The organism is Okibacterium fritillariae (assembly GCF_052783725.1).
Genome location: NZ_CP199917.1, coordinates 2268597 through 2292067 on the forward strand (window position 1 = coordinate 2268597; position 23471 = coordinate 2292067).

The 23471-nt window shown below is 70.2% G+C and carries 20 protein-coding genes; 9 read left to right on the top strand and 11 right to left on the bottom strand.

What is annotated here, in order from left to right:
- The 3 genes from ACUWEX_RS10480 to mtrA are packed head-to-tail and all read right to left on the bottom strand — an operon-like array spanning position 1 to position 4131.
- Entirely contained in the window at positions 1-1683 is a 1683-nt protein-coding gene (locus tag ACUWEX_RS10480) for a GerMN domain-containing protein (RefSeq protein ID WP_079728292.1), read from the bottom strand.
- Entirely contained in the window at positions 1680-3440 is a 1761-nt protein-coding gene (gene mtrB, locus ACUWEX_RS10485) for an MtrAB system histidine kinase MtrB (protein ID WP_445996197.1), read from the bottom strand. The genes ACUWEX_RS10480 and mtrB overlap by 4 nt, the downstream gene beginning before the upstream one ends.
- A 10-nt stretch (positions 3441-3450) precedes the next feature.
- Positions 3451-4131 carry an MtrAB system response regulator MtrA gene (gene mtrA / locus ACUWEX_RS10490; RefSeq protein WP_077055317.1) on the bottom strand — a complete coding sequence of 227 codons (681 nt, stop codon included), beginning with the start codon at positions 4129-4131 and terminating at the stop codon, positions 3451-3453.
- A 192-nt stretch (positions 4132-4323) separates the two neighbouring features.
- Between mtrA and ACUWEX_RS10495 the strand changes: the two genes are divergently transcribed.
- From ACUWEX_RS10495 to ACUWEX_RS10515, 5 genes are read left to right on the top strand one after another with little or no spacing between them, the layout of a single operon-like run.
- Entirely contained in the window at positions 4324-5811 is a 1488-nt protein-coding gene (locus tag ACUWEX_RS10495; protein ID WP_445996198.1) for a glycerophosphoryl diester phosphodiesterase membrane domain-containing protein, read from the top strand.
- Positions 5808-6554, top strand: coding sequence for a DUF4129 domain-containing protein (locus ACUWEX_RS10500; protein ID WP_445996199.1), 747 nt, complete (start codon positions 5808-5810; stop codon positions 6552-6554). Before ACUWEX_RS10495 ends, ACUWEX_RS10500 begins: the two co-directional genes overlap by 4 nt.
- Positions 6551-7825, top strand: a complete 1275-nt coding sequence (locus tag ACUWEX_RS10505; protein WP_445996200.1) for a DUF4350 domain-containing protein — start codon at positions 6551-6553, stop codon at positions 7823-7825. Before ACUWEX_RS10500 ends, ACUWEX_RS10505 begins: the two co-directional genes overlap by 4 nt.
- Positions 7822-8805: an AAA family ATPase gene (locus tag ACUWEX_RS10510; protein WP_445996201.1), complete on the top strand. Its 984-nt coding sequence runs from the start codon at positions 7822-7824 to the stop codon at positions 8803-8805. Before ACUWEX_RS10505 ends, ACUWEX_RS10510 begins: the two co-directional genes overlap by 4 nt.
- Complete coding sequence (locus ACUWEX_RS10515) at positions 8806-10113, top strand: DUF58 domain-containing protein (protein WP_445996202.1); 1308 nt, start codon at positions 8806-8808, stop codon at positions 10111-10113. It begins immediately after the preceding gene.
- A 143-nt stretch (positions 10114-10256) separates the two neighbouring features.
- On the opposite strand, the gene ACUWEX_RS10520 is transcribed toward ACUWEX_RS10515, so the two are convergent.
- Positions 10257-11252 (bottom strand): stage II sporulation protein M, encoded by a 996-nt coding sequence (locus ACUWEX_RS10520; protein WP_079728285.1) that lies wholly within the window; start codon positions 11250-11252, stop codon positions 10257-10259.
- Between the two features lie 17 nt (positions 11253-11269).
- Between ACUWEX_RS10520 and ACUWEX_RS10525 the strand changes: the two genes are divergently transcribed.
- Positions 11270-12133: an RDD family protein gene (locus ACUWEX_RS10525; protein ID WP_079728284.1), complete on the top strand. Its 864-nt coding sequence runs from the start codon at positions 11270-11272 to the stop codon at positions 12131-12133.
- Positions 12134-12292: 159 nt separating this feature from the next.
- Here the strand turns inward: ACUWEX_RS10525 and ahcY are convergent, their stop codons facing one another.
- Positions 12293-13780, bottom strand: coding sequence for an adenosylhomocysteinase (gene ahcY, locus ACUWEX_RS10530; protein ID WP_445996203.1), 1488 nt, complete (start codon positions 13778-13780; stop codon positions 12293-12295).
- A gap of 4 nt (positions 13781-13784) precedes the next feature.
- Positions 13785-13991, bottom strand: coding sequence for a DUF3499 family protein (locus tag ACUWEX_RS10535; RefSeq protein ID WP_077055309.1), 207 nt, complete (start codon positions 13989-13991; stop codon positions 13785-13787).
- Positions 13992-14051: 60 nt separating this feature from the next.
- Here ACUWEX_RS10535 and ACUWEX_RS10540 point away from each other — a divergent pair, with 60 nt between their 5' ends.
- The gene (locus ACUWEX_RS10540; protein ID WP_445996204.1) at positions 14052-14507 is read left to right on the top strand and encodes a metallopeptidase family protein; all 456 of its coding nucleotides are present in this window, start codon (positions 14052-14054) and stop codon (positions 14505-14507) included.
- 77 nt (positions 14508-14584) lie between these two features.
- On the opposite strand, the gene ACUWEX_RS10545 is transcribed toward ACUWEX_RS10540, so the two are convergent.
- From ACUWEX_RS10545 to ACUWEX_RS10565, 5 genes are all read right to left on the bottom strand, one after another.
- On the bottom strand, positions 14585-16009 hold the full coding sequence (locus ACUWEX_RS10545; RefSeq protein WP_143785461.1) for a DUF5719 family protein: 1425 nt from the start codon (positions 16007-16009) through the stop codon (positions 14585-14587).
- Positions 16002-19070 carry a glycosyltransferase gene (locus ACUWEX_RS10550; protein ID WP_445996205.1) on the bottom strand — a complete coding sequence of 1023 codons (3069 nt, stop codon included), beginning with the start codon at positions 19068-19070 and terminating at the stop codon, positions 16002-16004. The genes ACUWEX_RS10545 and ACUWEX_RS10550 overlap by 8 nt, the downstream gene beginning before the upstream one ends.
- Before the next feature lie 86 nt (positions 19071-19156).
- The gene (locus ACUWEX_RS10555; RefSeq protein ID WP_077055305.1) at positions 19157-19471 is read right to left on the bottom strand and encodes a WhiB family transcriptional regulator; all 315 of its coding nucleotides are present in this window, start codon (positions 19469-19471) and stop codon (positions 19157-19159) included.
- A 184-nt stretch (positions 19472-19655) separates the two neighbouring features.
- On the bottom strand, positions 19656-20639 hold the full coding sequence (gene galE, locus ACUWEX_RS10560; protein WP_445996206.1) for a UDP-glucose 4-epimerase GalE: 984 nt from the start codon (positions 20637-20639) through the stop codon (positions 19656-19658).
- Positions 20636-20941: a hypothetical protein gene (locus tag ACUWEX_RS10565; RefSeq protein ID WP_445996207.1), complete on the bottom strand. Its 306-nt coding sequence runs from the start codon at positions 20939-20941 to the stop codon at positions 20636-20638. Before ACUWEX_RS10565 ends, galE begins: the two co-directional genes overlap by 4 nt.
- 91 nt (positions 20942-21032) lie before the next feature.
- On the opposite strand from ACUWEX_RS10565, the gene ACUWEX_RS10570 reads away from it, so the two are divergent.
- Entirely contained in the window at positions 21033-22025 is a 993-nt protein-coding gene (locus ACUWEX_RS10570; protein WP_079728278.1) for a GlxA family transcriptional regulator, read from the top strand.
- 238 nt (positions 22026-22263) lie between these two features.
- Complete coding sequence (locus ACUWEX_RS10575; RefSeq protein ID WP_079728277.1) at positions 22264-23448, top strand: acyl-CoA dehydrogenase family protein; 1185 nt, start codon at positions 22264-22266, stop codon at positions 23446-23448.
- The last annotated feature ends 23 nt before the right edge of the window (positions 23449-23471 follow it).

The window sequence follows — 23471 nt, forward strand, 5'->3', positions numbered from 1 at the left end:
CTAGTCGGGCGAGCCCATCTGCGTCGCCACGAAACGGATGCCGTCGGCCACCTGTTGCCACGACGACCCCTGGAAGATCGACAATTCGCCGTCGGCGTCGAGCGTGCGCAGCTGCCGGGCCGTGTTGCCGCCCGCCACCGCGATCGCGCCCTCACTGGAGGGAAGCTGCTCGGACTGCCCGCGCACCGCCTGCTGCACGACCGTGCGCTCGTCGCCCTCGCCCGCGGTCACCGACGCGACAGACACGCTGTCCACCCACGTGGCACCGATGGCCGTGCCCGAGCCGATCGTCAGCTCGACGGGTTCGCCGAGCGTGAGCGGCAGGTTCGCATTGTTGCGTTCGATGCCGGCCACGAGCAGTCGGTTCTGACCGCCGCTCCGCAGGAGGGCCAGCACACGCGTGCCATCCCGTGACACCTGCAGCGACACGATTTGCGAGGCCTCGGGCCAACTCGTCACGACGGGCGTCTGGGTGCCGTCGGCCGCGATGGCGTGCACGTCTCCCGGGCGGTCGGACGGGACGGTCCACACGTAGCCGAAATTGTCGAGCGCCGGGGCGATGAGGTTGGCGCGTTCATCCACCATGGTCGGTGACGAGGCGCCCGATCGCACGGACGCCACTCCCCCGGCTGTGAGGACGGCGGCCTGGGTTTGCGCCGCGTTGACGGTGGCCGCGCGGGGGTTGACCCCTTCGATCTGGGTCGAGAGGCCCTCGATGCGCTGGATGGCCGACGCGTTCTGGAAACCGAACGTCTTGCCGTCGAAGACGAGGGCGCGCGAGTCGACGCGCGGCGTGGCCACCGTGAGCGTGGGGATCTCTTCGACCGTGCCCGCGATCGAGATCTGCACGGCCGTGATGGAGGACACACCCGTGAGGCTCGCCGTGACCTGCGCCTGCATGCGTTGCAGCGCGATGGTCTCGGCCTGCAGGGCCTCACGGTTGAGGTCGATCTCGGCCGTCGTCCCCCGCAGCGGAACCGAGTCCTTGCTGAGCGCCGTGCCCTCGGGGAACGCCGTGACGACGGCCTGCTGCAACCATTCGCTCGGACCGTCGAGCAGCGCCGTGACGATGCGCGTGCCGGTCGAGGCGCGTGACGGGAACCAGCGCAGGTCGGGCACGAGGTAGGTCCAGCTCGGGTCGAAGAAGCTGAGCGCGTGGGCGCTGAAGACGCTGTCGAACTTGCTGCGTTCGAGCACGATCCCGTCGGGCACCTCGCTCAACCGCCACTGCCCGTTGACCTCGGTGAAGTGGTAGCTGCGGCTGACGGGCTCATTCGAGGATGCTTCACGATATTCGCCAGCAGCGCTGACATCGGCCGTGGCCGTCGTGGTGAGCGCGATCGTGCGATCGTCGACCGCCGAGTAGAGGCGCTTGGACTGCTCGTCGACCGTGACGCTCGCATCGGGATTCCAGTCGACCTTGGCGCCGGGGGCCAGGAATTCGCGCGCGATCTCGTAGTTGTTCAACGGGCTGGATGCCGCCTCGACGAAGCCCTCGAGAATGGCCTGTTGATCGGCATCCTGTTCGGGGCCCTTCGGCACGAAGAGGAACCCGGGGTCGGTGTCCTCCTGCACGCTCTCGCCCTGTTCGACGGGGCCCTGGCGCGGGATGACGGCGCACCCCGTGAGCACGAGCAGGCCCGCGACGAGGAGGGCGAGGATGGATGAACGTGGGGCGGTCATAGCCGGTTCTCCCGTCGGTAGTCGGCTTCCGAGGGCAGATCGACGGCGTCGAAGGCGTCGGTGGCGGGGGCATCGGCGAAGGTCGGCGCCGTGCCCTCGGCATCCTCGGGCGGCAGCGGCAGCGGCGACACGGAGTAGGCCTGGCCGAAGCGCCGCGGCAGGGTGAGACGGAAGCAGGTTCCTCGGCCCTCCTCCGACCAGAGTTCGAGCGCTCCGCCGTGCGATTGGGCGTCCTCGAGCGAGATGGCGAGGCCGAGGCCCGTTCCGCCGATGGTGCGTTTGCGGGAGGGGTCGGCGCGCCAGAAACGGTCGAAGACGCGCCGGGCGTCGGCCTGCGACATCCCGAGACCGTAGTCGCGCACCGACAAAGCCACGGCGCGCTCGTTGCTGTCGACCGTGACCACGATGGGGCGACCCTCGCCGTGCTCGACGGCGTTGCCCACCAGGTTGCGCACGATGCGGCGGATGCGGCGCGGATCGACCTCGACCTCGGAGTAGCCGCCCGGCGCGACGAGGCGCAGATCGCTGCCCTTCGACTCGGCCAGGCTGCGCATCTCCTCGACGGAGTCCTCGGCCAGGTGCACGAGGCTGACCGCCTCGGCCTCGAGCTCGACCGAACCGGCGTCGTAGCGGCTGATCTCGAGCAGGTCGCTCAAGAGCAATTCGAAGCGCTGCGTCTGCGTGTGCAGCAGCTCGGCGGTGCGGGCCGTGGCGGGCGGGAAGTCGTCGCGCTGATCGAACAGCACGTCACCCGCGAGCCGGATGGTGGTGAGCGGCGTGCGCAGTTCGTGCGAGACATCCGAGACGAAGCGCTGCTGCACCATCGACAGGTCGGCGAGCTTCTTGATCTGCGCCTGCAGGCTGTCGGCCATGCCGTTGAACGACCGGGCGAGGGTGGCGAGCTCGTCTTCGCCCCGCTCGGGGATGCGCACCGCCAGGTCGCCCGAGGCCAGCCGCTCGCTCGTGTCGGCCGCGACCCGGATGGGCGTCACGACGAGGCGCACCACCACCCATGCGACGGCGCCGACCAGCAGCATGAGGGCGAGCCCGCCGAGGATGAGCGTGCGCTGCACGAACAAGAGGGTCTGCTCGGAGTCGGCCAGGTCGTAGCCGATATAGATCTCGTAGCGGCCGGCACCCGGCACGGTCACCTCCGAGCCCACGATGATGCCCGCGCTCTGCGACCCGTCGTCGGCCGTGAGCGTGGTCGACTGCCACCACTGATCGGTGGCGCTCGACCGCACGCTCTCCCGCAGATCCTCGCTGATGACATCGCCGCCGAGCCGGGCCGCCTCGAAGTCCTGCGGCGCCAGCGGTGTCGACTCCTGGCCGGGCGCGCGATATCCGGCGATGAGCTGCGACGAGGATGCCTGGGCGATCTCGGTGCGCGCCGAGATCATGAGGTCTTGCACCGCCGCTTTGTCTTCCGCATTCGACGAATCGAGGATGCGCTGAGCCGACGCGACGGCCCGGTTCGACTCGGCCAGCACCTGGTTGAGGCGCGACTGGAAGAGGTCGTTGCCGATCGAGAACGACATGTACATGCTCGTGATCAGAACGGCGAGGAAGGCGAGCACGAACGTGATCGCCACCGTGCGGAACTGCAGCGACCGGCGCCACGTGGCCACGAGGGAGGTCGGCCACGAGCGCCAGGAGCGGAAGAACGCGGCCGCGCGCTGGGTGCCCGTCAGCGCTGAGCCGGTTCGCGCCCCGCTGGTTCGCGCCTGGCTGCTTCGCGCCTGGCCGGTCTGAGACATGGGAGTTCGGTCAGGCCACGGAGCCGGCGCGATAGCCGACGCCGCGCACCGTCATGACGATCTTGGGGTTGTCGGGGTCGAGCTCGACCTTGGCTCGCAGCCGCTGCACATGCACATTGACGAGGCGGGTATCGGCCTTGTAGTGGTAGCCCCAGACCTGCTCGAGCAGCATCTCGCGCGTGAACACCTGCTGCGGTTTCGACGCGAGCGCGAGCAGCAGATCGAATTCGAGCGGGGTCAGGCCGATGGTCTGGTCGCCGCGGCGCACCTCGTGGCCCGAGACGTCGACCGTGACATCCCCTACCGTGATGGATTCGTTGGTCTCGGTGGGAGCGGGCCGCAGGCGCGTGCGGATGCGGGCCACCAGCTCCTTGGGGTTGAACGGTTTGACGATGTAGTCGTCGGCGCCCGATTCGAGGCCCTTCACGACATCCGCCGTGTCGGATTTGGCCGTCAACATGATGATGGGCACGCCGGACTCGCTGCGGATGCGGTTGCACACCTCGATGCCATCGATGCCGGGCAGCATGAGGTCGAGCAGCACCAGGTCGGGTTTGGTGCGGTGGAAGGCCTCGACGGCTTCGTCGCCGTCGGCGCAGAACTCGGGGTCGAAACCCTCGGTCCGCAACACGATGCCGATCATTTCGGCCAACGCGGTGTCGTCGTCAACCACCAAGATGCGTGCGCTCATTCGCCTCGTTCTCGTTTCGCCTGCGCGCCTGGACACGTCACAGTTGGGTGACTCGCCCCGATAAGGCGAGTGGTCGTCGAGTCATCCTAACGGCGGACGCTGAGGGGCCGCAGTCCGATCGATGGTAAACCGGGCCCGCACTATGACAGCATGGTGGAAAGACCCTGTCCGTGAGCGGTGAGGATTCGCTGGATGACCAACGACGATGGATGGCGCTCACCCGGCGCCGATTCGAACACCAACGGTTCCGCCGGGGGGCGGGGCGACGAAACTCCTCCGCGCTACGGGGAGCGTCTGCCCGAGGGTCAGGCGCCGCAGCCGTACGGGCAGCCGACCGGGCAGCAGCAGCCGTATGGCGAGCAGCCGCAACCGTATGGCCAGCAGCCGCAGTACGGGCAACCCGGGCCCGACGGTCAGCAGCAGCCCTACGGTCAGCCCCAATACGGTCAGCAGGCACCCTACGGCCAGCAATACGGTCAGCCGCAGTTCGGCCAGCAGGCACCGTTCGATCCCAACAACCCCTACGGCCAACAGCCGTTCGGGCAGCAGAACGAGGGCTGGGCTCCCCCGCCCAAGCCCGGCCTCATCCCGCTGCGCCCGCTGTCCTTCGGCACGCTCATCAGTGCGCCGTTCCAGACGCTGCGCCGCAACCCGAAGACCACCTTCGGCAGCGCCCTGCTCATCACGGGTGTCACCACCATCCTCACGTTGTTGGTCGTCGGCCTCGTCAGCTACTTCGCTTTCGGCCGCATCGCGCAGGCGGCCGTCGAAGATCGCGACACCATCGCGGCCGGCGCCGTTCTGCAGATCGTGCTCGCCAGCCTCATCCCGTTCCTGTTGACCATTGCGGGCGCCGTGTTCCTGCAGGGCGTCATCGTCACCGAGGTGGCTCGGGCGACGCTCGGCGAGAAGCTGCGGCTCGGCGAGGCGTGGAAGGCGACCTGGCCCAGGTTCTGGGCGCTCGTGGCCTGGACGCTCGTCGCCTCGCTCGCCATGCTGCTCGCGATCGGCCTCCTGATCGGGCTCATCGTTCTCTTGGTGTCGCTCGGGGGTGGGTTCGTCGGGGCCTCGGTGGCCGTCGGCATCCTCGGGTTCCTCGTTCTCATTGCGGCCGTCTTCTGGCTGTCGACCAAGCTCTCGCTCGTCCCGAGCGGAATCGTGCTCGAACGCCTCGGCTTCGCCGCCGCCATCCGCCGCTCGTGGTCGCTCACCACCGGGTACTTCTGGAAGACGCTCGGAATTCAGCTGCTCGTCGCCTTCATCGTCGGCACCGTCAGCCAGGTCGTGACCACGCCCGTCTCGGTCATCTTCTCGGTCGTGGCGGGGTCGCTCGACCCGACGGGTTCGGCCATTACCGACAACAACATCACCACGATCATCGTGCTCTACATCGTGTTGGCGCTGCTGTCGATCATCACGTCGTCGGTGACCGCCGTGGCTCAGAGCGCCACGAGCGCGCTCATCTACATCGACCTGCGCATGCGCAAAGAAGGACTCGACCTGCAGCTCATGCGCTTCGTCGAGAGCCGCGAACGCGGCCAGGCCTCCGACACCGAGAACCCGTATGCATTCGAGGGCGATCCTCGCCAGCAGCAGCAGGGCGGCCCGGCGCAGGGCTACCCCGGCGGCGGCCCCGGCAGCAACACCGGCCCCGGCACCTGGGGCGGTAACGGGGCGTGATCGCGGGCATCGTCGTGGGGGCCGGCAGCGCGCAGGCGGCAGCACTGACCCGGGTTTCGGCCTGGGCTCGGGATGTCGCGCTCGCGGTTCCGGTCGACCCCGACGCGCCCGAAGCCAAACGCCTGCTGCTCGAGGAACTCTCGAAACCGGGATACGCCGAGGCCCAGCCGAGCCTTTTCGACCGCATCTCGCAGGCCATCTGGGAGTGGCTCATGTCGCTCTTCACCGGGGGCGGCGGCACACCCGACGGCCTGCTGCCGGCCATCGTCGTGACCATCGTGGTCGTGGCGATCGTGGTGGCACTGCTCATCTGGGGAGTTCCCCGCCTCAACCGCCGCAGCGCCGGCGAACCCGGCGTATTCAGCGCCGAAGACGAGCGGGATGCGCGCCAGATCCGGGTCGATGCCGAGCGTGCCGCCCAGGCGGGCGACTGGTCGCTCGCGATCGCCGAGCGTTTCCGCGCCCTGGCCCGCAACCTGTCCGAGCGCACGATCGTGACGGTCACCCCCGGAACGACGGCGCACGAGGTCGCCACGCGCGCCGCGACATCCTTCCCCGCTTTCTCCGACCGGCTGGCCCACACCGCGCGCGCCTTCGACGAGGTGCGTTACCTCGGCGAACCGGGCACGGCCGAGCGCTATGCGGACATCGCCCGACTCGACGACGATCTGGCCGGCCAGGCGCCGGTCGGATTCGATTCCGCGCCGGTCGACGGGGCATCCGCGGCGGGAGGTCTTCGATGACGACCCCGATCAACTCTGTCCCCGGCGCCTCGGTCCCGACCGACTCCCCCGCGAGCGACCTGGCGCGGACCGCCTCCGAATCGTCCGCCGAGACGCCGACCGTCCGGCAGTTCTTCCGCCGCAACACCTTCTGGATCCTGCTCGGCATCGTCGCCCTCGGCGTCGTGCTGCTGTCCGCCATCCTGCGCGGCGGGGCGTCGGGCACGAGCATCCCGCTCGCGGCCGACTCCCCCGCGCCCGACGGCGCCAAGGCCGTCATCGAGGTGCTGAAGAACCAGGGCGTGACCGTGCACGTCGCCGACACCGCGGCCGAGGCCGATGCCGCACTCGTCGAGAACCCGGGAGCCACGCTCGCCGTGTTCGACGGCGCGGGATATCTCGACAGCGACCGGCTCTCAGAGATCGTCTCCGAGGCGGGCCGCACGGTGCTCATTGCGCCCGACTTCGGCATGTTGCAGGCTGTCGCCCCCAGCGTGCGGCTCGCCGGTTCACCCGATGAGGACGAGGATGCGGCCGACGCACCCGCGGCCGCCTGCACGGTCCCGGCGGCCGAGCGAGCCGGCAGCATGGCATCCGGCCTGTCCTTCGGCATCGACGACGACACGAGCATCGGATGCTTCGGCAGCGGCCCGGCCGACGCCCCGAGCTACCCCCTTGTCGTGACGAACGACGGCATCAGCATCGTGGGCCCGCGCGCCGTCTTCGACAACGAGCACATCGTGCAGCGCGGAAACGCGGCCCTGGCGCTCAATCTGCTGGGCGAGACCGGCGACCTCGTCTGGTACCTGCCGACCACCGCCGACCTCGAGGCGAGCGGCCCGCCCACGTTGCAGGCACTGACGCCCGACTGGCTCGTGCCCGCCACCTCTCTTCTCGCCATCACCGCGCTCGTCGCCATCTTCTGGCGCGGGCGACGCTTCGGCCCGCTCGTGGTCGAAGACTTGCCCGTGACCGTGCCCTCCGGGGAGACCCGCGAGGGGCGCGCGCGGCTCTATCAGCGCAGCTCGGCCCGCGGTCGCGCCGTCGACGCGCTGCGCATCGGGGCGACCGGCCGCATCGCCGCACGCCTCAAACTGCCCCGCTCGTCGGCGGTCGTCGAGGTCGCCGATACTGCCGCGGCCACGCTCGGGCGGCATCCGTCCGAGATCCGGGCCCTGCTGGTCGACGCGCCGCCCACCTCCGACCGCGACGTCGTCGCGCTGTCCGACCGCCTGAACGATCTTGAACGCGACATCCGCCACGCCACCGACCCTCTTGGGAGGAACTCATGACCGACGCCACCTCGCCGTCCAGCCCCACCGACGACGACCTGCGCCAACGCCTGCAGGCCGTGCGCCTCGAGGTCGGGAAGGCCGTCGTGGGCCAGGATGCCGCCGTGACGGGCCTCATCATCGCGCTGCTCGCCCGCGGGCACGTGCTGCTCGAGGGTGTGCCCGGCGTGGCCAAGACGCTGCTCGTGCGCTCGCTGTCGACGGCGCTGCAGCTCGACACGAAGCGCGTGCAGTTCACGCCCGACCTCATGCCGGGTGACGTGACGGGTTCGCTCGTCTACGACGCCAAAACGGGCGAGTTCGAGTTTCGCGAGGGCCCCGTGTTCACGAACATCCTGCTCGCGGATGAGATCAACCGCACGCCCCCGAAGACGCAGTCGGCGCTGCTCGAGGCCATGGAGGAACGCCAGGTCTCGGTCGACGGTCTCGCGAAGCCCGTGCCCACCCCCTTCCTCGTGGCCGCCACGCAGAACCCCATCGAATACGAGGGCACCTACACCCTGCCCGAGGCGCAGCTCGACCGCTTCCTGCTGAAGCTCGTGCTCGACCTGCCCGAGCGCGACACCGAGATCGAGGTGCTGCGCCGCCACGCCGCGGGCTTCAACCCGCGCGACCTCGCGGGCGCCGGCCTGCGCGCGGTGCTCTCGCCCGCCGACCTCGTGGCGGCCCAGGCGGCCGCCGCGGCGACGGGCGTCTCGACCGATGTGCTCGGCTACGTCGTCGACCTCGCGCGCGCCACGCGCCGCAGCCCCTCCGTGCGGCTCGGCGTCAGCCCCCGCGGCACCACGGCGCTGCTGGCCGCCGCCAAGGCGTGGGCCTGGCTCACGGGCTACCCGTCACTCACGCCCGACCACGTGCAGGCCATGGTGCTGCCCGTGTGGCGCCACCGTCTGCAGCTGCGACCCGAGGCCGAGCTCGAGGGCGTCGGCACCGACACCATCCTGCGTCAGGTGCTGCAGCAGGTTCAGGTGCCGATCTAAATGGCGATCACCGGCCGCCTCGTCTGGCTCACGGCGCTCGGGCTCGTGCCCGTCGTCGTGCTCGGCCAAGCCACGGGCGAACCCGGCCTGCTTCTCGGCGCGTGGCTCGTGCTCGTCGTCGTGCTGCTCGCCATCGACCTGGCCGCCGCGGCGTCCCCGCGCGCGACGACGCTCGAACGCCGCCTGCCCGAGCGCGTGCGACTCGGAGAGGCCGCCGACACCGAACTGCTCGTCACCAACACCGGTCGGCGCACGCTGCGCGTACGCGTGCGCGACGCCTGGCAACCCTCGGCCGGTGCGCCCGGCATCCGGCCGCGACTCATCATCCCGGCCGGTGAACGACGACAGATCCTCAGCCGGTTGACGCCCACGCGCCGCGGCGAACGCCACGTCGAGACCGTGACGTTGCGGAGCTTCGGGCCCCTCGGCCTGGCCGCGCGCCAGGTCACGCTGCGCGCCCCCGGCACCCTGCGCGTGCTGCCGCCCTTCAACGCGCGCAAGCACCTGCCCTCGCGCCTCGCGCGGCTGCGCGAACTCGACGGCTCGACGAGCGTCATGGTGCGCGGCGCCGGAACCGAGTTCGACTCGCTGCGCGAGTATGTGCGCGGAGACGATGTGCGCTCGATCGACTGGCGCGCGACCGCCCGCCGCCAAGACGTCGTGGTGCGCACCTGGCGGCCCGAACGCGACCGCCGCATCGTCATCGTCATCGACACCGGCCGCACCTCGGCCGCTCGCATCGCCGACGAGCCGCGCATCGACACGGCCTTCGAATCATCCCTGCTGCTCGCGGCCCTCGCCTCGAAGGCGGGCGACCGCGTCGACGTGTTGGCCTTCGACCGTCGGGTCCGCGCGCGCATCCAGGGCGCCACGGGAGCCGCCCTGCTGTCGCGCATGGTCGATGCGTTGGCTCCGGTCGACCCCGAGCTGATCGAGACCGACTGGGCGTCCGTTCCCGGTGAGATCCGCCAGATCACGAACCAGCGGGCGCTCGTCGTGTTGCTGACCACGATCGACGCGCCCGCCGCATCCCGAGGGCTGTTGTCGATGTTGCCTCAGCTGACCCGTCGGCACCGCGTCGTCGTGGCCTCGGTCACCGACCCCGAAGCGCTGGATGCCGCGGCCTCCCGCGCCACGCTCGAAGACGTCTATCGGGCCGCCGCCGCCGAACGCCAGCTGCTCGACATCGAGCGCGTGCGCACGGCGCTCACACAGGTCGGGGCTCAGGTCGTGACGGGATCACCCGAGGATCTGCCGCCCGCCCTGTCGGACCTGTACCTGCAGCTGAAAGCTACGGGCCAGCTGTAACGCCCGACTGCCGTGCCGTCTCGAGCCGCTGCGCTTTTCTGCTCGAGGCGGCACAGCGGCACAGCGGCACAGCGGCACAGCGGCACAGCGGCACAGCGGCACAGCGGCACAGCGGCGCAGGAAGCTGTCGTGCGTCCCGGCTCCTAGGCCGCGTAGATGCGCTCGGCGCCCGCCTCGAAGGCCGACAGATCACCCGTCTCGCCCGCCCGGACGGCGCGCCGCCCGAGAACGAGCATGTAGGCCAGGAACGCGGCCAGCGCGAGCGCCCCGATGCCGATCTTCACGGGCCACGGCCACGGCTGCGGCGTGACGAACCCCTCGATGATGCCCGAGACGAACAGCGACAGCACGAGCCCGATCACGACCGTGAACATGGAGCGGGCCTGGCGCGCGAGCGACACCGCGCGGGGCAGGCCGCCGGGCGCCACCCAGGCCCAGAAGATGCGCAGGCCGGCGGCCGCGGCCACGAACACGCTCGTGAGCTCGAGCAGCCCGTGCGGCGCGATGTAGAGGAAGAAGGTGTCGGCCTCGCCCTGGCTGAACAGCACGGCGGAGGTCGTGCCGAGGCCCTGGGCGTTCTGCAGGATGATGTAGGGCACCCAGATGCCCGTCACGCCGAACGCGATGCACTGCGCGGCGATCCAGGCGTTGTTGGTCCAGACCTGGCCAGCGAAGGAGGCCGCCGGGTTCTCGGAGTAGTAGTTGATGAACTCGTCGTTGGCGATCTTCTGCAACTGGGCGTCGGTGCCGAAATTGGCGAGCACCTGCGGGTCGTTCAGCACCCAGAACGACCACAGGGCGGCGACGACCACCGTGACGAGCGCGACGATGAGCGTGAGCCAGCGCAGCTGGTAGAGCGCGGCCGGCAGCTGCACGACGAAGAAGCGCGGCAATTGACTGAGCACGTTGCTGGATGCCGCGGTGAACCGCATGCGCGCCCGCGACAGCGAGACACTCAGCCGGGCCCCCTGCACGCTCGAGCCGGCGACGCTGGCGATCTGTGACAGCTGGGTGGCGCCGGCCTGGTAGTGCTCGATCAGCTCGTCGGCTTCGGCACCGCTGAAGGACCGCTTCGCGCCGAGGGCGTCGAGTCGGTCCCACTCCTGTCGGTGGGCGGCGGTGTAGGCATCCAGATCCATCTGCTTAGATACTATTCATGTCGGCGTCGAGTTACACCCCCGGGGGCGGGTCCCGCTCGCGCGTCGATCCCGGCTCCGAACTCATCACGGGTGAGGCCGTCGCCCTCGAGGTGCGGCCCACGGGCTTCATGCTGCGGGCGGTCGGCGATATCGTCGACGTTCTCGTGAGCGGTCTGCTGCTGCTCGGAGGGTTCCTGCTGCTCGGCGCGGCGAGCGTCGCGGTCGAGCTCGATCAGGCCGCCGTGGCCGCGCTGTCCTCGGTCATCCTCGTCACCTCCACGGTCATCGTTCCGTGCGTCGTCGAGACCGTCACGCACGGGCGCTCGCTCGGCCGCCTGATCATCGGCGCGCGCATCGTGCGGGATGACGGGGGCGCCACATCGTTCCGCCACGCCCTCATCCGAGCCCTCGTCGGCTTCTTTGAGATCTACCTCACGTTCGGCGGTGTCGCCGCGATCACGGGTCTGCTCTCGGAGCGATCGAAACGCCTCGGCGATCTGCTCGCCGGCACCTACTCGCAACACGAACGCGTGCCGCGCATCCCCGACCCCGCCCTCGGCCTGCCGCCCCAGCTGGCCCGATGGGCGCCTCTCGCCGACGTGGGTCGCCTGCCAGACCCCTTGGCGCGCCGCGTGGCGCAATACCTGCGCGAGGCCGACAAGCTGACCCCCGAATCGCGGGCCCGCCGGGGCTACGAGCTGGCAGCGGAGGTCTCCGCCTACGTCTCCCCCGTGCCACCCGTGGCTCCCGAGATCTTCCTCGCGGGGGTATCGGCGCTCCGCCGCGATCGCGAGTTCGCCGCCCTGCACCTCGAGAAGCAGCGGCTCGCGCGCCTCGAACCCGCCCTCCGCGGGCTGCCGCACGACTTTCCCGACCGCTAGGCCTGCCCGCTGAGCCAGCCCCGCGCACAGGCTCACCGCCGTGCCAACGCGCGAGCGCCTCCCGGCCGGAACCCTCGTGCGAACGATGGACGAGAACCTTCATCTGTTAATGACGAACGGGCGCCCGGCTCTCAGCCAGACGCCCGCCCTCACGATCGCTTAGTAGCGGTAGTGGTCGACCTTGTAGGGGCCCTCGACCGACACGCCGATGTAGGCGGCCTGCTCGGGGCTCAGCTCGGTGAGCTCGACACCCAGCGCGTCGAGGTGCAGACGCGCGACCTTCTCGTCGAGGTGCTTCGGCAGCACGTAGACACCGATCGGGTAGTTGTCGTTCGACACCCACAGCTCGATCTGAGCGAGCACCTGGTTGGTGAACGAGTTGCTCATGACGAACGACGGGTGGCCGGTGGCGTTGCCGAGGTTCATCAGGCGGCCCTCGGACAGCACCAGGATGCTGCGGCCGGTCGGCAGGCGCCACTCGTGCACCTGCGGCTTGATCTCGACCTTCTCGACGCCCTCGATCTTCTCGAGGCCCGTCATGTCGATCTCGTTGTCGAAGTGACCGACGTTGGCGACGATGGCGAGGTGCTTCATCTCGAGCATGTGCTCGGGGCGGATGACACCCAGGTTGCCCGTGCCGGTCACGAAGATGTCGACCTCGGACACGACCGATTCGAGGCGCGCGACCTGGTAGCCATCCATGGCCGCCTGCAGGGCGCAGATCGGGTCGACCTCGGAGACGATGACGCGCGCACCCTGGCCGCGCAGAGCCTCGGCGGCACCCTTGCCCACGTCGCCGTAGCCCACGACGAACGCGACCTTGCCGCCGATGAGCACGTCGGTGGCGCGGTTGAGGCCGTCGGGCAGCGAGTGGCGGATGCCGTACTTGTTGTCGAACTTCGACTTCGTCACCGAGTCGTTGACGTTGATGGCCGGGAAGAGCAGCTCGCTGTTGCGCGCCAGCTCGTAGAGGCGGTGCACACCCGTGGTGGTTTCTTCGGTGACGCCCTGCAACTCGGCGGCGACCGTGGTCCAGCGGTCGGTGGACGTGGCGAGCGAGCGGCGCAGGAGACCCAGGATGACCGAGTACTCGTGGCTGTCGGCATCCGTCGTCTCGGGCACGGCGCCGGCGAGCTCGAACTCGCGGCCCTTGTGCACGAGCAGCGTGGCGTCGCCGCCGTCGTCGAGGATGAGGTTGGGGCCCGTGAAGTCGGCACCCTGGGCGGAGGCTTCCGCGCTCCAGTCGAAGATGCGATCGGTGCACCACCAGTACTCGTCGAGCGTCTCGCCCTTCCAAGCGAAGACCGGCACGCCGGCGGGCTCGGCGGGCGTGCCCGTGGGACCGACGGCGATGGCTGCGGCGGCCTCGTCTTGCGTCGAGAAGATGTTGCAGCTGGCCCAGCGCACCTGCGCGCCGAGCGCGACGAGGGTCTCGATCAGCACGGCGGTCTGCACGGTCATGTGCAGCGAACCGGCGATGCGGGCGCCGGCGAGCGGCTGCGAGGGGCCGAACTCCTCGCGCAGGGACATCAGGCCCGGCATCTCGTTTTCGGCGAGGCGGATCTGGTGGCGGCCGGACTCGGCCAGCGAGATGTCGGCGACTTTGAATGCGGGGCTCGTGGCCACGTCGGGGGTTGCGATGCTCATGGTCTTATTCTCGCATCGACGCATGGCGTATGACGGACCACCCCTGGGGAACACTCAGGCGGTCGGCGTGCAGCGCGCACAGGTCGTAGCTGTGCGGGTCGGGCGTGAGGCCGAGCGGACCGACGACGACCAGGGAATCCGAATAATCGTACGTGAGCGTGGCGACGGCCGGGCGGCGGCATCCCACCTTGGTGCAGAGTCGTTCGGTCACAGTCAGACAGCGTACAAGCTGGGGGCCGGGCTGTGCCTGACAGCGGCCTACACTGGATGCATGGCCAGACAAACCCGGGGAAGCTCCTACCCCGAGCGCAACGCCTCCCAGCGCGCGGTGCGACACGACCGGCATGGGCGCTCGGGCCGCAGCGCGGTCACCGGGCCGCACCTGCCCATGTTGCAGAACCGCCTCGACCTGTTCGACTCGACGGTCGCGTCGACGGCCGAATTCCTGCGCGGCTCCTGGCCCGAAGAGCTGTCGAACGTGCGTTACGAGGTGGCGCCCATGCCCGCCGAGGCGCCCGAGGGCGGCGGCGTCCCCCGCTGGGCCACGTTCCCGGCGGCGCGGCGCATCGTGCTCTATCGGCTGCCCATCCAGCGTCTCAGCCGCCTGCACCGCGACGACGAGCTGCACCAGCGCATGATGATCGAGAGCTGCGTGTTCCGCGCCACGGCCGAGATGCTCGGCCGCGACCCGTGGGACCTGGGCCCCGAGCGGTTCCGCTTCCTCTAAAGAGTCACCAGGCGCTCAGACCGCACAACCCGCTCGGGTCACGCACGCCGCTCGATCCGCCCCGCGTGGAGCGGCGATCAGCGCACGTAGACCGTGACGGTGTCGGCGGCCGGATTGGTCGGCGCGATCGAGAAGCCCGCGATTCCGCGGTCCCCCGAATAGACGACGCGCCCGAAGGCCCCGACGGCCCCCGTCAACGTGTAACCCGAATTCTCGGTCAGCGGCACGGTCACGGCGGTGCCGGGCATCACGGTGAGCGAACGGTTCTCGCCGCCACCATCCAGTGTCGCGTCGAGCGCCGTCGATCCCGGGTTCGAGAGGTGCAACACGGGGTTCTGCCCGGCGGGCACGGCGAACGAGGCGGCCGCGCCCAGGGCATCCGAGGCGGGTGACCACGTGAAGTCGCTCTTGTCGCCCGCGACGGCGGTCGAGCGCCCGGCGGCCACGAGCGGCTGCGTCGACGTGAGCACGATGGTGTAGTTGCCGGGGTCGAGGCTCGCGAGGTTGATCTCGCCCGCCGACTGGTGCGGCACCGTGACGCTGAGCGGAGCCGGCGCATTCTGGTCGTCGCCCTCGCCGATGAAGTTGAGCGCCACGTCGGCGTCGTCCTCCCCCGGCACGAAGACACGGATGACGGGGGCCTGGTCGTCGTAGGCGTCGTCATTCGCCGAAGCGGGGATATCGCCCGGAACGACGAAGCCGGGGATCGTGACCTCGGTGCGCGGAGCAACCGTCGCACCGGCCCAGTCGACACCCGTCGGGGTCAAGCCGCGCACGACCGATTGCTGGATGACGGCGCTGACCTGTCCGCCGCGCGTCGTCACGTGCACGACGGGCATGACCACATTGGGCGCGAAGGCGGCGAGGGAGAAGACCTTCTGCTGTCCGGTCTGCACGATGATGCCCTGCGAGCCGGGCGCCTGGATGGGACCGTTCTCGCCCGAGAACTCGAGGTCGACGACGGCATCCTGGGCCGTGGGGTTGGTGAGCACGAGCAGGCTGGTGCGGCCGACCTCGGTCGACCCGGCGACGACCCAGCTGTTCGCGGACGGTTCGGCGCAATCGGCGGCCGCGGCCCCGAAGACGTTCTCCTGGTCGGCGAATTGCGATTGCGCGCCCGCGAGCAGCGCGGCCGCGTCGGAGCTGTCGTCGGTGGGTGCGGTGAGTCGCAGGGGCAGGCCCGACGCATCGCCGGACGTGTTGTCGGGCGAGGCCAGGGGCTCCTGGGCGGCATCGCGACCGGAGAGCGTGGTGTTGGCGGCCCCGATCGATTGCACGGCCGCGAGGGCCGTATCGGTCGAGGCGAGCTGCAGCAGCGGGCCGGCGCACGCGCGCAGCTGGCTCGCGCCCTCGGGCGTGATCGAGGTGCGCGGCGCCTCGCGACCGAGGTCGGGCAGCTGCACCGTTCCCGCGGCGAAGACGGCGGCTCCGGCGAGGGCGAGGCCGACGACGCCCGAGACGATGCGGCCGCCCACGGCTGCCGCGCGACGTGTGTTAGCCACGGGGGTGTTCCTCTCGCTCGGCGGTTCGGTCTTCGTCGGGGGCGTCTGCCACCGTCCGGTCGTCCGGCAGATCCTCTGCGGCAACCTCGATGGGCTCCGGATGCTGGGTGCCCGCGGCTGTCACACCCACCTCGGTGGCATCCACCGCGGGCTTCTTGGCCCGGCGGCGGCGGCGTTCGGGGCGGATACGGTCGCGGCGGCCGACCGTGCGGGGCGTCGACTCGGTGGCACGGCGCGACGCCGCGGTGGGGATCGACAGCAGCAGCGCGATGAGGAATACGACGCCCGTGCCGATGAGCACGATGTTCGACCAGAGCGGGGCCGTCTCGGGGGCCGGGCCCGTGGTGGCCTCGCCGTCGTTGCGCCACAGCATCCCGCGCCCTGTTTCACCGACGTGAGCCAGCTGGGCGTTGCCGTCGAGGGCCGAGATCGCGCGCACGCGCAGCTCTTCGGAACGTGTGGTCGCCGATTCGCCGCGGTTGGTGGCGGGCGGCGCGACGAGGATGAAGCGGATGCCGTTCTCGGCCAGGCCCGCCTGCAGGTCGTAGCCCGACTGCGACACCAGGTTGCCCGCGAGGGTGGCCAGGCGCAGATCGTCGTCCTCGACCACGGGGTCGGTGCTCACGATCGTGGACTGCCGGTCGAGCGTCTCTCCGGCTCCGCGCACGAGCTGAGCCGCGAGGCCACCGTCGGGCTGGGGCGTGAGGATGAGGGTTCCGGCGCGGGGCTCCTGGGCGGCGGCCGCGGCCACATAGGCGGGCAGGGTGCGGCCGTCGGTGCGCTGCACGACCGAGGTGCCGAGGGCGCCGGCGGCGACGAGGGGCACGGCGACGGCGGCGAGCAGCAGCGCCGAGACGACGGCGGGCGCACGGCCGGCCCGGCGCAGGCTGTCGAGGCCGACGACGGCCGCGCCCACGAGGCCGATCCAGTAGAGGCTGAGCGCGGGGCCGGCCCACACCGAGGTGTTGAACGATCCGACGAATGTGAGCATGAGGTGCGAGGCGCCGACCGCGGTGGCGAGGCCGAGCAGCCCCACGAAGAGCAGCACGGCCGCGCGCACGCTGCCGCGCAGGAACAGGGCGGCCAGGGCGAGGAGCGCGAGGGGCGCGAGCAGCACGGGCACGAGCACGTGCAGCACCTCGGCGGGCAGTCCGAGGGACTCGCCGAACGCCAGCCATCCGCCCTCGTCACCGGCCGGGAAACCGAGGGCGAGCTGCCATCCGGTCGGCTGCGGGCCGAGGATGGGCACACCCGGATCCGCCAGTAGGCGCAGCCAGGTGCCGCCCACGATGCCCTGCTGCCACAAGAGCGGCGCGAACAACGCGGCGGTGGGGATGATCGTCCACACCACCCGCACGATGGCCTTGCGCGACAGGATGAGCGCGAGCACCCACAAGACGGCCATGGCGGGCGCGAGCGAGGGCGCCGCGGCGACCGTTGCCGCGAGCAGAAGCGAGGCCGTGCCGGCAGAGGCCCAGGAGCGTGCCACGACGGCTCCGACATAGAACAGCCACGGCAGGAGGAGGTGCACGAGCACGGCGGCCGGGCGACCGTCGGCGAGCGACGACAGGAAGGTGGGGGCGAGCGTCCACACGATGGCCGCGAAGATGCGGTAGCCGCTGCGCTCGGTGAGACGGGTGGCGGCGAACCACGCGCCGAGGGTGGCGAGCGGGAAGGCCAGCAGCCACAGCAGCACGAGCGCGTAGGAGGGCTCCCAGAACGTGATCGACCCGAGCACCGCGAGCACGGCCGAGAACGGGTCCGCCGCACCGACGAAGCCGAGCCCGATGTCGCGCCAGCCATAGCCGATGTGCTGCCACAGCTGGGGGACCTGCTCGGACAGGGGCAGCAGTCCACCGCCCTGCAGGGCCGTCGCGGGCAGCAGGTTGAAGAACGCGATGACGCCCCCGAGAGCGGAGGCGAGCACGACCCACGCCGCTCCGCCCGAGAAGAAGCGGAGTTCGCTGCGCTCGACCGTGTAGACGACCTGGCCGGCCTCGCGGCTCAGGCGGCGGCGACGGCGCACCTCGGCGAAGGGCAGACGGAGCGGTTGCACCGACGACCATCCGACCGTCTTGCCGTTCTTCAGGCGTTTGCGGCCCGCGAGCACTTTGGTGCCGCCGAAGGCCGTGACGAAGGCGGCCGCGAGCTCGCCGCCGACGAACTCGGGGGTTTTCGAGAGTAGGCGCCAGACGGCGCGCAGCACGGCGAGCGGAACGAGGCTCAGCCAGTGCAGCCAGACGACGGCGGTGGGCGCATAGACGAGGCGGCGGTGCAGCTGGGCGGTGCGGGCGGCACGGGCGCGACGGCGACGGGCGTGCGCACGCGTCGAGCGGTTGGGGCCCGCGACACCGTCACCGGCCGTGAGGATGACGGCGTCGGGCACGAGCGCGACGCGGTGTCCCGCCAGGCGCACGCGCGTGGAGAAGTCGAGGCCGTCGTCGGTCGTGGGCAGCCCGGGGTCGAAGCCGCCGACCTCGTCCCAGACGCGGTGGCGCACGAGCAGACCCGCGGGAGCGGCGCCCAGGACGTCGCTCGCGGTGTCGTGTTGTCCCTGGTCGAGTTCGTTCTCGACCAGCTCGACGGTCGTGCCGAAGGGGGTCATCGATTGACCGAAGGAGACGAGCGTCGAGCCGTCGGGCCAATCCACGTTCTTGGGGGCGGCGACGGCCACCGAGGGCGAGACCTCGAGCGAACCGACGAGGCGGGCGAGCGCCTCGGGTTCGGGCGCCGTGTCCTGGGCCAGCAGCCAGAGGAAGTCGTCGTCGGAGGTGGGCGGCTCGGCGACGCGCAGACCCGCGGCCACCGCCTGGCCGAAGGACAAGCGGTCGTTCGAGGTGACGATGCGATCGGGCACGGCGCGGCGCACGAGCTCGAGCTCCGCCTCGGGCGTGGCGCAGGCGACGACGATCACGTTGTCGGGCCGACGCGTCTGCGCCGCGAGGGCGTCGAGGGTACGACGAAGGTGCCGCTGGTCGTCGGCGGGGTCGTGTGCACGGGGGGACGCGGTGGGACCTGTTCCGTCGTGGACGACGATGATCGCTGTTACTCGGGGAGACATCGGCTCAACCCTAAGCTCGCGTTCTGGTTGCACCCGTCAGGCGCGGTGGCGTGGCTTACATTCGCCGCCCCGCCGAAAGCGCGCTGTTAGCCCGCGCGCTTCTTGAGCTTGCGGCGCTCGCGCTCGGAGAGGCCGCCCCAGATTCCGAAGCGCTCGTCGTTTTCGAGAGCGTATTCGAGGCACTGCGAGCGCACTTCGCAGCTCGAGCAGATGCGCTTGGCATCGCGGGTCGAGCCGCCCTTTTCAGGGAAGAAGGCCTCGGGGTCGGTCTGCGCGCAGAGCGAATCGGTCTGCCAGGCGAGCGCGTCGTCCTCGACGGGCTTGCGCACCCCGGGCACGCCGAGCTGAACGGGATCGACGAACCAGTCGTCGGGGACGCCAGCGCGATACTCGGGTGCCATGGCTGCCCCTTTCTGGTGAAAATCCCCTATGCACCGACCGGTGCCTCGACATAATTACACCGTTGTCATTACCCTGCCGTCAAGTCGCGGATAGTAAACCCTCAAGTTCGGATGGAGAGTTGTTGAGGGTTCATCGGCGTGTCGCGGCCCGGATGCCCCTCGCGAGACATCCGAGCACGACTCGTTATTCCGCGGCGTCGTCGGCCACGGCGGAGGCCTTGCGGGCCGACCAGGCGGATTCGACCATCTCAGCGAGCGTGTGCCGCATGGTCCAGTGGAGGTCACGCGCGGCCTTCTCGCCGGAGGCCACGATGCGGGCCGGGTCGCCCGGGCGGCGCGGGGTGATCTCGGGCTCGAAAGCGATGCCCGTCACCTGAGCGACCGTCGACATGATCTGGCCGACCGAGGCGCCGTCGCCCGAACCCAGGTTGTAGACGGGCTCGATGCTCTGACCGGCGTCGAGGCGCTTCGCGGCGGCCACGTGCGAGGTCGCGAGATCGGCCACGTGGATGTAGTCACGCTCGCAGGTGCCGTCGGCGGTCGGGTAGTCGTTGCCGTTGATCTTCGGGGTGCGCCCCTCGAGCAGCGCCTCGAACACCAGCGGGAACAGGTTGTGGGGGCTCGTGTCGTAGACATCGGGATAGCCCGACCCGACCACGTTGAAGTAGCGCAGGCTCGTGTGGGCGAGGCCGCGGGCCACGCCCTGGTCGCGCAGCAGCCACTCGCCGATGAGCTTCGACTCGCCATAGGGCGACTGGGGGTTCTTGGGGGTGTCCTCGGTGACGAGGTCGGTGTCGGGCGTGCCATAGACGGCGGCGCTCGACGAGAAGACGATGCTCGAGACATCCGCTTCGTCCATGGCGGCGAGCAGCACCTGCGTTCCCGTGACGTTCTGCTCATAGGTGTGCAGGGGGCGCTGTACCGAGACGCCGGCGTATTTGTAACCCGCGACGTGCACGACGCCCGTGATCTGGTGCTTCTGCAGGGTGTCGAGCACAAGGGCGCCGTCGAGGATGCTGCCCCGCACGAACGGCACATCGGCCGGCACGAAGCGCTCATGGCCCGACGAGAGATCGTCGAGGACGACGACCCCGATGCCCTCCCGTTGGAATGCTCGAACCACATGAGCTCCGATATATCCGGCACCGCCGGTGACCAACCAGGTCATTCGCCCTCCATCGCGTGATGCGACGCCCGAGCGGTGCGGCGCGCGGCCGCTTTCGCCGCGGAGGACGTCGACGTTTTCCTCGCTACCTTATCGCGGGCGGGGAAGCGGGGACGGCCGACAGCGGAGTCGGACAGGCTCTCCGGCGAGCGCTCCGGTGAGCGCGGCATCGTGCGGTCGGGTTCCGGTCCGTTGAGGGTTGCCCGGCGGCGATACCCGTCCCGCAGGAGGTCGACGATCGTGTAGGCCGAGGCGGTGAGGGCGAGGACGCCGAGCCCGGCGAGGAGAAGGAAGGAGGAGGTCATGGCAGTAATCCTTCTCCTTGCGCTTTTCTGCCACGAGTGGCAGAGTTGCCACACTTCGCGTTATTCCTGCCATTCGACGAACGGACCACCCATGCTGAGAAAAGTCGCCCTGCTCGTGGCCCCCGGCGTCGCCCCGTTCGAGTTCGGCGTCGTGTGCGAGGTCTTCGGCATCGACCGCACCCGCGAAGGCGCTCCCCCGTTCGATTTCACGGTCGTCACCGCCCACCCCGGCCCCATTCGCACGAGCCTGGGCTTCGACATCACGGTCGAGCACGGGCTCGAGGCGGCCGAGGACGCCGACCTCATCGCCGTGGTCGCGAACATGACCTCGGTCGCGAATTCGATCGACGAGGCATCCCTCGACCTGCTGCGCCGCGCCGAGGCCCGCGGCGCCTGGGTGCTGAGCCTCTGCACGGGCGCGTTCGTGCTGGCCGAGGCGGGGCTGCTCGACGGACGCCGCAGCACCACGCACTGGGACCACAGCGCGCGCCTGGCCACCCAGTTTCCCCTCACCGAGGTCGATCCCAACGTGCTCTACATCGAGGACCGCGGCGTCATCACGGGCGCCGGCACCGCGGCCGGCATCGACGCGTGCCTGCACCTCGTGCGGCGCGAACACGGCCAGGCCGCGGCCAACGTCATCGCGCGTCGCATGGTCGTGCCGCCGCACCGCGACGGGGGCCAGGCCCAATACATCCCCTACCCCGTGCCCACTCGGGCGAGCGACTCGCTGGCGGCCGTGACCGACTGGATGCTCGAGAACCTGGCCGAGGAACTGCCCGTCGAGCTACTGGCGCAGAAGGCGCATATGTCGGAGCGCACGTTCGCGCGCCGGTTCCGGGCCGAGCTCGGGGCCACCCCGGCCGCATGGCTCAACCGCCAGCGGTTGCTGCGCGCCCAGCACCTGCTCGAACACGGTGACGACGGGCTCGAGCGCGTGGCCCAGGAGTCGGGCTTCGGCTCGGCATCCGTCATGCGGCACCACTTCGTCAAGGTGCTGCACACCACACCGAACGACTATCGGCGCACCTTCGGGCGCAGCCTGCCGAGCGCCGAGGAGCGCATGCGGGAGCTGGCGGGCTAACACGTCGGACGTGGTCGCGCGCAGTCGGGCGCAGTCGGTGCGGCGCGCGTGACCGGCCGACCCGGCCCGGTTGGCGGCACCCTACAAAGCCGCCCGGCGGGCTCGCGCACGCTTTCGTCCAAACACCCAAGCGATTGAGGCACCCCGCGATCGCGTGCCTAGGCTGACCGTGACGCTCGTCGACGCGCTGTCGCCTCGACGGGCATCCGATCACGCCTCTCGAGCACTGGAGCACGACATGCCGTTCGACACCCTCGCCAGCGATTTCTATGACTTCGCGTCCACCCTCACCGACGATGAGCGCGAGGCGCTCGGCCGCCTGCGCGAGCACCTCGAACGCGAGGTGAAACCGGTCGTGAACGAGGCGTGGGAGAAGGCCGAGTTCCCCCATGACATCCTGCCGGGGCTCTTTGCTACCGACGCCGCCCGCTATTCGTGGCCCGAGACCGCGCCGTTCGCGAACTCGGCCGTGTTCCGGGGGATGCTCGCCCTCGAACTCTCGCGCGTGGATGCCTCGGTCGCCACATTCCTGGGCGTGCAAGACGGCCTCACCATGGGTTCGATCGGCGTCTGCGGCTCGGACGAGCAGCGTGCCGAGTGGCTGCCCAAACTCGCGTCGGGCGAGATCATCGGCGCCTTCGGCCTGACCGAACCCCTCTCGGGCAGCGACAGCGCGCAGGGCCTGCGCACCACCGCGACGCGCGACGCCGACACGGGAGACTGGCTGCTGAACGGCCAAAAGCGCTGGATCGGCAACGCCACCTTCAGCGACATCACCATCATCTGGGCGAAGGACGCCGAGACGGGCAAGGTGCTGGGTTTCATCGTGCCGACCGACACCCCCGGATACACGGCCACCAAGATCGCGGGCAAGATCAGCCTGCGCGCCGTGCAGAACGCCGACATCACGCTCGAGAACGTGCGGGTGCCCGAGCGCCTGCGCCTGCAGAACGCCAACTCCTTCCGCGACACGGCGGCCGTGCTGCGGCTGACCCGTGCGGGGGTGGCCTGGTCGAGCGTCGGCGTCGCCATCGGGGCCTACGAGGCGGCCGTGCGCTACTCGAAGGAGCGCATCCAGTTCGGCAAGCCCATCGCCGCGCACCAGCTCATCCAGGACCTGCTCTCGAAGTGCCTCGGCAACATCACGGCGTCGCTCGCCATGTGCGTGCGCGTCTCCGAGATGCACGACGCGGGCACGCAACGAGACGAACACTCGGCTCTCGCGAAGGCATACTGCACCGCTCGCATGCGCGAGACCGTCGCGTGGGCGCGCGAGATCTTCGGCGGCAACGGCATCGTGCTCGACTACGACGTGGCCCGGTTCTTCGCGGATGCCGAGGCGCTCTACTCCTATGAGGGCACCCGTGAGATGAACGCGCTCATCGTCGGCCGCGCCATCACTGGCGAGGCCGCGTTCGTCTAAACGCCGGATGATCGTGGCTGCCG